Origin of the sequence: Eubacterium ruminantium (assembly GCF_900167085.1) — a bacterium.
In the GTDB taxonomy this organism is placed as follows: Bacteria; Bacillota; Clostridia; order Lachnospirales; family Lachnospiraceae; genus Eubacterium_Q; species Eubacterium_Q ruminantium.
Window position 1 is genome coordinate 1 of the sequence record NZ_FUXA01000028.1, and the last position, 6,443, is coordinate 6,443.

Here is a 6,443-nt window from a genome sequence, read left to right on the forward strand (position 1 = left end):
TTTTGTTGCCTAAAGCTTAGAAAACACGTTATTTTCTTATCCTTCATTCTATCTGTCATAGTCTGTCATAATCTGACAAAATATGCCTTAATTTAGCAAGAATATTGTACTAAATGTTGTACTTTTTGTTGTACTCTGAACCCTTATAAATAAAGGCTTCAGAACCTTTTTTTATCTCAGAAAGTGTTCCATAAAAACATGAAATATATAACTGAAAGCATCATTAAATAGTCAGACAGTTTTTTTGTGTCTTAGGGGTTGCGCTAATTGTTTTTTAGATGTAGTATGAAAATACAGAAAGAGCTTAATAACAAAAAAATAATAAAAACCAAAGAATGGTTGAAGAACTAACCTTTTTTTGAAATCGTTGATAGATAGGTTTTATTCAGCTTGGAAGCACTCAAGCTTATCACATTGATTGACGGATGAACCTATTGTTTATAACTGGAGAGAGTGCTGACTCTCAAGCAAACAAAAAGAGCGATACAGCGGGACGATAACATATATTATGTGTGTTATTGTCCCCTTTTTTTATTTTCAGAAAGGAGTTTAACCAACATGGTAAAAGCAAATCAGGATATTAAAGAAGCTTTAAAGAAAAGCAGAGTAAAACAGTGGGAGCTTGCTGACAAAGTAGGGCTCAACTCTTTTTACTTCTCAGCAAAGCTCAGACATGAACTATCGAATGAGGAAAAGTATAAACTCTTCATGCTTATTGGAGAAATCGTTGACGAAAGAAAAGAGGTGAAGTCATGAGAAAGACAACTGCTGCTGATAATGAAAACAATTCAAGAAGGCTTGCAGTAGATACAAGAGGACTTCAGGCTATGCTTTGTTGTGGAAAAGATACTGCTATAAAGATAGGCATTGAAGCTAAAGCAAGAGTGCAGATTGGTAAAAGAGTTATATGGAATGTTGAGAAGGTGCAAAGGTACTTAGACAGTGTGTCAGATGTATAAAGACATACTGCTCCGGAAAAGAGGTGAAAAAGCTTGGCAAAGAGTAAAGGCTTTATATTGGTATGGAGAGACATTCAAGATCATTGTATATGGAACGCAGAACCATTCACAAAAGGTCAGGCATGGTTAGATTTGATTATGATGGCAAATTATAACAATAAGCCTTTTCTCCTGGGTAATAAAGTTATTAATGCCGAGATAGGAACTGTTATAACATCTGAGCTTAAATTGATGAAGCGGTGGAAATGGGGCAAAGAGAAGCTCAGGAACTATCTGAGGACTCTTGAAAATATGGACATGATAGAAAAAAAGGCAGACCGCCATATGACCACAATATGTATCAAAAACTACACCACTTATCAGACCGCTTATCAGACCGCCGAAAAGCAAGTAATATCAAGGGATAGCACAGAAGGACAGACCAGTTATCAGACTACAAATCAGACCACGAACAGACCACGAACAGACCACAGACCGTACACAATGAAAGAAAGAATAAATAAAGATAATACAGAGAAAGAAGACATGACCGAAGGCATCCGTCATTCCTTCGGTCAATATGACAATGTTTATCTGACTGATAATGAATTATCAGAGTTACAAAAATATGATGTATGGCAAAAGAAAATAGATAGGCGGTCAGAATGGAAACATAAAAACCCGAATAAGATATGTGGAGCTGACTTTCCTGTTGTTTTGGAATGGTGCATAAAGGCTCAGGAAGAGCAAAAGGATGCAGAGGTAAAAATAGATCATGAAAGGGATAAAATCAATGAGAACTTCGGAAACTATGAACTTGCGTGATTCTAGTGTATGCCCTACTTGTAATGGTACTGGATGGATAAATGCGGAAAAAGTCTTAGTAAATGGGATATGGTATGAAAACATAGTGAAACCATGCCCGGCTTGTAATGGTGGACTGGAAGAAAGAACTGAGACCATGAAGAAGGTCAGCAACATTCCATCTGTGTTTTACAACTCAGACTTAAAGAATTTTGACTGGAGCATATACAAAGACGAATACGGAAAGACAATCGACATGAGAGGAAGGGAACTCCTTATAAATAACTTTATAGCCGAATATAAGGAGTGGAAGAAAGAAGGGTACGGACTTTATATCTTCAGTGAGACAAAAGGCTCAGGAAAGACCTTCCTTGCATCGTGTATATGTAACGAATTAATGAAAAGATATGCAATCCGGACAAAGTTTGTAAGTGCAGTAAACCTTCTGAACATAGCGCAGTCAGGAGACAAAGAGTCATACGATGAATATAAAAAGGATCCTATAAAGCTATTATGCAACTGTGAGCTGCTTGTAATTGATGATATAGGACAGAAGAAAGGCGGTTATGATTGGATGAATGACTTACTCTTCAGAATCGTTGATGAAAGAATGACTCAAAAGCTTGTAACAATATTTACGTCAAATATCGTTATTGACCGCTTATCTTTAGACGAAAGAATAACCGAAAGAATTAATAAGATGTCACATCCGGTCAGTCTTCCTGAGTTTAATGTCCGTCATATAGAGTCAAACAATAATAAAGCAGAATTTCTAAAAAGAATCGGACTTGTAAAGGTGGTGAAAAATGAAGCAGTATGATGAAAAAGTAATATTATACTTCGCTATGTTTCATAGGACTGTTGACCTTATGAAAGCAACCGGACTAAGTAAGAATACAATATGCAAGTATAAGAAAAACAAAGAATTTATGGAACTTGCAAAGCAAAGAAGGGATGAACTTCTTCAAAGTGCAGTGCATAGGATGGAATGTGAGCTATTTAACACTATTAACGTTCTATGCAAGATCAGAGACAAGGAGTCTATAAACCCACAAACTAGAGTCTCGGCTTGCAATACAATACTTAATCACTTCCAGTCATTGAAGGTCACACTTGAATTTAGTGAGCGACTGGAAGCACTTGAAAGAATGGGAGAGTCAGAAGATGGATGATAAAACAAGGGATAACCTTATCAGCTTCATAGAAGAGTTTAGAGATGCGTTATCAATGCTTAACAATTCAGTGATATATCTTCAGGAAGCAGTTGAAGGAATGAAAGAAGGACAAAAGAAGACAATAAATGACGAAAAAGGAAGGTGCAGCGGATGTTAAACAAGAAGAACCTTGCAGAACTCAACCTGAATGAAGAGCAGTTGAAGAAGTACAAGGAGTTTGAAGAAAAAGAAAAAATATACAGAGCAGCTCTTCAGAGGTGCAACGTTCATCACACTGCTATTGATAAAATTATATCAATGAGTGATTTGAACAAAGTACCATCAGACAATATTCAAGAGCTTGAGGAAAATATAAAAGAGACCTGGGAAGACTTTATATTTTAGAAAGGATATTAGCGAATGAGCAAAGTAAAATTAACGTCATATTTAAACAAAATTGAATCTAACTATATCAAAACAAGAGAGAAGTGGGAAAAGCTTCAGAAAGAGCTTAAGGATGAAGAGACCAGATATAACAGTCTTGACCTCACTTTGATGAATGATAAAGGGATGAATAAGGAATTTACACTCCATATGGAGAAAAAGAAGGATATATACAAGAAGATTGAAGGTCTGAGACATGAGTTTGAAGAGTCAGTGCAGAAAGTAAAAAGCGACTCCGACAAAATATTTAACAAGAATTATCAGTATACACCTTCAGAGATAGACTCTAATGGTGTCACAATCCTTCAAAATGGTGATCTGAGCGATAGAGAACTCATGGAACTCGCTGAGAGATACAGAAAAAGCGGAAACTATACAATGTATTTCATGGCAACCGATAAAATGAAGATAGACCAGATACCAGAAGCAAGGCTTGGAGCAAAAGACAAAGAGATGAGAGCATACAAAAACAAAGCAAGAGAGAGAAGAAATTCGAGAGAAGATCATGAGTTATTAAACAGTTTCGGTGAGATATGCTTAAAAGCTCTCAGAGATGAAGACTATCTGTCAAATGGAATACATAAAGCACATGATGGTTTTTATCAAGAGTATAAGAACTATACTGATAACATTGTTTCGGATGTGGCTTCACCTTGGGAAGTATCTGAAGAGACAGGCTCTTCTTCTCCTTGGGAGTGATAAATGAGAAATAGTATATTAAAGCGACTTGAAGCACTTGAGAATAAAAAACCTTCGGACTTGGTTATATCAGCTGAAAGAGATAACGGAGAAATGACATCAGAAAGAACTAAAACTGTTATTTCTCCGGATGGAAGCTTGAAGGAAGGCTTCTCAGGTGTTGGAGATAACGAAAAGGGTGTAATAATACACAGTGGAAAGAACCTGAAAGACTTGGACAGAATACTAAAATATTTTAAGTTACAAGCCGAAAAGGAAGACAGACAGACGGACAAACAAGAGATATAAGACCGCTGCTGATATGCGCAGATGGTTTTATATAAATGGCTCTTTGGGTTTTTCTCCTTATTACTGACAAAGAGCTAATAAATAAAAGGCTCTGTGACCTCACTAGAAGACCACAGAGCCGATTTTATTAGATAGATATATAAATTATCATACAGAGTCTGAATTGCGCTTATAAAGGCTCTGAGTGATTATCTCTTTTCATTGTCTCTTCAATAGCACGTTTTATGAAGCCATTTACAGACTCAGAACGTTCCTGGGCATGACTTTTTACTTCATCGTATTTCTCAATAGGCAAATCAAGAGGAACTCTTTTTAACTTGGTTTTATGATATTCAGCATCATATTTCTTTTTGTTTTCTTTCCATTTCTCCATGTTTTTACCACCTCAAACAAGATATAGACATCATAACATAGGGGTAGACAGAAGACCACAAAAAAATAATGCTTTACTATGAACATAGTAAATGATATTATTTAATGCGTACACAGTACATGACAGACAATGACAAGCGCAGAAGGGAGAAAACAACATGGGAAGAAATATTGATAAAACAGTAAAAGCTTATCAGGAGTGGAAAAAGAAGAACGCAAACAAGGGAGATTTTTTTTGTGAAGATTTTAAGCAGATATATGAACTATCAAAAGGAAATATCTTTCAGGCAATTAGTTATGCTAGGGAGAGTGGTTTTATGATTGGTTATAAATGCGCAAAGAGAGAAGAGAAGAGGTGAAAAAGATATGGCAAGACTGAAGAAGAATAGTAAAGGTTACATCATGAAGACCTTCATGTATGCGGGCAAGAGATATTATGTGTATGGAAAAGATCAGAAGGAGCTTCTTGAGAAGACCGCTCAGAAGATGAAAGAGTTAGAAGAGGGCAAAGAAAAGCAAGTCAATCCTTCGCTCAATGCCTATTATGAATACTTCACAGAACTCAGGAGAAAAGAACAGAGAGAGGCCACAATAAGAGCTCAGAAATACCAGTATAAAAACATAGCTGAGACTATCACAGAAAGCGGAAAGAAGTTTGGTGAACTGAAAATAAAGGATATTACAAGAAGGGATATAGAAACCGCAAGACAGACTCTTCTTGAATCAGGAAAGACTCCTGAGAATCTTAATATATGTTTTAAGCATCTGAACCATGTGTTTGAATGTGCAGTAACTGATGATACTATTCAAAAAAACCCTTGTAAAGCTCTTAAAATGCTCAAGAGAGAGTCTGAAAGCATAGGACAGAATAGACATAGGGCATTGACTGAAAGTGACTCTGTAAGCTTCCTAAATGCTTCAAAAGATAGGAACTCTTTTTATCATAATGCGTTTAAGCTTATGTTACTTACTGGAATGAGAATTGGAGAGGTAGGAGCTTTATGTCTGACGGACATAGACAATGACTTCATCCATGTAAGAAGGACAGTCACAAGGGATGAAGTAGGAGTTTATCAAATTGGAGAAGGAACAAAGACATACTCAGGAAAGAGAGATATTCCAGTCACTCCGGAGATAAAAAAGCTGCTGAGAGATCAGAGAGAATTAAATAATATGTTTTTTGGCTTCCAGTGGTCAGGAACTCTTTTCAAGTCTTCAGATGGGCAGATACTTAGAGAATATACAATAAACAGAGAGATAGCAAGGATATGCAAGGATGTGCAGATTGAGAAGTTTACTTGTCATGGCTTCAGGGTTACGTTTGCAACACGTTTTATTGAACAGAGACCGCAAGACTTCAAAATATTATCTGAGATACTAGGACATAAAGATATTTCAATAACACTGAACCTATACACAAAGGTTATGAAAGAGAGTAAGATTACTGCGATGAATGATCTGAAGATAAAAACCTCATGATCTGAAAAAAGCTCCTGAGACCTCATTTGAGATCAGGAGCTTTTTTTTGAAATAATTATATGGTTAGTATAATATATGTAAAGAGTGAAAAAGTGCGGTAAAAAGGGTGTATGTTGTACTAAATGTTGTACTTTTTGAGAGAATGACGTTTTTTCGTTATATGTGGAAAGACTCCTGTTATCCGCACTTATATTTTATCAAGGTTTGTCATAATCTGTGACAAGCCTTTTTTGTTGCCTAAAGCTTAGAAAACACGTTATTTTCT

The 6,443-nt window shown here is 36.0% G+C and carries 12 protein-coding genes; 11 read left to right on the forward strand and 1 reads right to left on the reverse strand.

What is annotated here, in order from left to right; genetic code table 11:
* The first annotated feature begins 558 nt into the window (after window positions 1-558).
* The 9 genes from B5D25_RS12500 to B5D25_RS12535 are packed head-to-tail and all read left to right on the forward strand — an operon-like array spanning window position 559 to window position 4,327.
* Window positions 559-756, forward strand: a complete 198-nt coding sequence (locus B5D25_RS12500; protein WP_078788294.1) for a hypothetical protein — start codon at window positions 559-561, stop codon at window positions 754-756.
* Window positions 753-959 carry a hypothetical protein gene (locus B5D25_RS12505; protein ID WP_078788295.1) on the forward strand — a complete coding sequence of 69 codons (207 nt, stop codon included), beginning with the start codon at window positions 753-755 and terminating at the stop codon, window positions 957-959. Before B5D25_RS12500 ends, B5D25_RS12505 begins: the two co-directional genes overlap by 4 nt.
* A gap of 33 nt (window positions 960-992) precedes the next feature.
* Window positions 993-1,763 (forward strand): hypothetical protein, encoded by a 771-nt coding sequence (locus B5D25_RS12510; RefSeq protein WP_078788296.1) that lies wholly within the window; start codon window positions 993-995, stop codon window positions 1,761-1,763.
* Window positions 1,732-2,562 (forward strand): P-loop NTPase family protein, encoded by an 831-nt coding sequence (locus tag B5D25_RS12515; protein WP_159444184.1) that lies wholly within the window; start codon window positions 1,732-1,734, stop codon window positions 2,560-2,562. The genes B5D25_RS12510 and B5D25_RS12515 overlap by 32 nt, the downstream gene beginning before the upstream one ends.
* The gene (locus B5D25_RS12520) at window positions 2,549-2,914 is read left to right on the forward strand and encodes a hypothetical protein (protein WP_078788298.1); all 366 of its coding nucleotides are present in this window, start codon (window positions 2,549-2,551) and stop codon (window positions 2,912-2,914) included. Before B5D25_RS12515 ends, B5D25_RS12520 begins: the two co-directional genes overlap by 14 nt.
* Window positions 2,907-3,074, forward strand: a complete 168-nt coding sequence (locus B5D25_RS12955; protein WP_159444185.1) for a hypothetical protein — start codon at window positions 2,907-2,909, stop codon at window positions 3,072-3,074. The genes B5D25_RS12520 and B5D25_RS12955 overlap by 8 nt, the downstream gene beginning before the upstream one ends.
* A complete protein-coding gene (locus B5D25_RS12525; RefSeq protein WP_078788299.1) occupies window positions 3,068-3,301 on the forward strand; it encodes a hypothetical protein in 234 nt (77 codons plus the stop codon). Before B5D25_RS12955 ends, B5D25_RS12525 begins: the two co-directional genes overlap by 7 nt.
* Before the next feature lie 15 nt (window positions 3,302-3,316).
* Window positions 3,317-4,039: a hypothetical protein gene (locus B5D25_RS12530; RefSeq protein ID WP_078788300.1), complete on the forward strand. Its 723-nt coding sequence runs from the start codon at window positions 3,317-3,319 to the stop codon at window positions 4,037-4,039.
* 3 nt (window positions 4,040-4,042) lie between these two features.
* Entirely contained in the window at window positions 4,043-4,327 is a 285-nt protein-coding gene (locus tag B5D25_RS12535; protein WP_078788301.1) for a hypothetical protein, read from the forward strand.
* A gap of 169 nt (window positions 4,328-4,496) precedes the next feature.
* Here the strand turns inward: B5D25_RS12535 and B5D25_RS12540 are convergent, their stop codons facing one another.
* Window positions 4,497-4,700, reverse strand: coding sequence for a hypothetical protein (locus B5D25_RS12540; RefSeq protein ID WP_078788302.1), 204 nt, complete (start codon window positions 4,698-4,700; stop codon window positions 4,497-4,499).
* Window positions 4,701-4,857: 157 nt separating this feature from the next.
* Here B5D25_RS12540 and B5D25_RS12545 point away from each other — a divergent pair, with 157 nt between their 5' ends.
* Window positions 4,858-5,058: a hypothetical protein gene (locus B5D25_RS12545; RefSeq protein ID WP_078788303.1), complete on the forward strand. Its 201-nt coding sequence runs from the start codon at window positions 4,858-4,860 to the stop codon at window positions 5,056-5,058.
* Between the two features lie 7 nt (window positions 5,059-5,065).
* Entirely contained in the window at window positions 5,066-6,178 is a 1,113-nt protein-coding gene (locus B5D25_RS12550) for a tyrosine-type recombinase/integrase (protein WP_078788304.1), read from the forward strand.
* Window positions 6,179-6,443: the final 265 nt, after the last annotated feature.